Below are 1,595 nucleotides of genomic sequence, written 5' to 3'. Positions count from 1 at the left end.
CTGTTCCTTAAAATGTATTCAAACATACTCAAGGACTAATTCGCACTCTGTTAATGTCTTGTTGCCAAGCGTGTAACTAGAGCCTGAGTCGGTCAGTTCCGACTTGTAGCGGTCAGTCCGTTCTTGCAATATACGCTTTACAGTTTTGTAAGGCGTATAACGACTTATCTCATTGTCGTTTAATCTTGCAAGCACGTTTCTCGCAGCATTCCAATCAGCTTGCACAACTTCCCCATTGAAACGGTGAAAACGATCTCCCTTACGTGTACCTATTAAAAGGCCATGCAAGAAAGAATCACTTTGCGAAGTATATGCAGAATTGACTAGATGCACCGTAGAACCTCTACGGTGAGATATACCTGTTAGGGCATTAGCTAACAAACCTTTAGCCCATGTATTTAAGCGTCTATTGGTGTTTTTGCCATAGTTGCGTTTACTTTGAATTGGGGATGTTAAATCTTCCGCAACAATCACTTTGGCTTTATCAACCAACTTGTGAGTTGCTGTAAATATTAATGTTTTGAGCTTTGCTTTTTGAGTATCTTGTCGCTTATCTAGTTTTTTTCGACCTAGATTATTTAACTCAATTTTCTGTTTCTTGTGCGGTTTGGCTTTAGAAATCGCTCTGAGCTTATTTCTACGTTTGTACTTTTGATTTAGGTAGTCTGATTCACTTGAGATCAATTTACCTAAACCATTGCCATATACTTCACCATCAGAATCCACAAAGGCTTCTGAATAACCTTTATCAACACCTACGGTTTCCTGACCACAATCCTGTGTTTCAACTGCATCATAAGTTGAGTGAACTTCAACATTACCGTTTTTTAGAATGATTCTAAGTGTGCCTTGTGGCGCAAAATCAACAGTGGTGTTTAGTGGAATTTTAATGGTTTGTCGAGGGACTAGACTCGGCACTTTAAGCCAACATTGACCATTTAACTCAAAAGTTTTACACATATCCGCACGAACAATAATTTGATTATGTGTGTGATTAACACCATGCTTAAAGTGATTACGCATTTGACGATGGAGGAAATTATCAGTCATCCATTCATCTTTTTTAAGCAAGGTGTATAGTCTTTTTTGTTCATTATTACAGGAGGTGCGTTTTCGGATCGCCTGCTTTACTTTGTCTTTTGATGCTTCTCGATAGGCTTTAATATCACCTACGCAATCACGTAGCGTTTCTTTCCACGCATTTGCAGAAACACCAAAGTCACGACTTTCTTTCATCCACGCATCACGAATAGCTCTGTCACTGATATTCAAACCTGAAATAGCACCATATTTAGCCCACACCTCGCTACGAATACGACCAAGTAAAACAGCTTGTTTCTCAAGCTGTTTGTACTTTTGCACATTCAAGTTTTTACAGTGATGAATGCGTGTTAATTTCACAAAGTCATGCCTAGGTTAAGGGATTGGATAATCAATAGATATGGATGCTAATATACCAAGACACTCACCTAAAATACAAAAGATAATCATTTAAATCTCTAATAAATACCCACCTTGCCACTACTGAATCGACATAGACAAAATGAGAACTTATGCAAATATTTGTCTATATTTTTAGTTATAGTTAATTACTC

Annotated in this window: 1 protein-coding gene; it reads right to left on the bottom strand. The window is 37.7% G+C overall.

The window, feature by feature from the left end; genetic code table 11:
- Positions 1-18: 18 nt before the first annotated feature.
- A complete protein-coding gene (locus tag FTV03_RS17660) occupies positions 19-1,401 on the bottom strand; it encodes an IS200/IS605 family accessory protein TnpB-related protein (RefSeq protein ID WP_180042402.1) in 1,383 nt (460 codons plus the stop codon).
- Between the last annotated feature and the right edge of the window lie 194 nt (positions 1,402-1,595).

The sequence above is a fragment of the Acinetobacter sp. YH12218 genome (genome assembly GCF_013417925.1).
Lineage (GTDB): Bacteria > Pseudomonadota > Gammaproteobacteria > Pseudomonadales > Moraxellaceae > Acinetobacter > Acinetobacter amyesii.
This window is presented reverse-complemented; position numbering and strand designations above follow the sequence as displayed.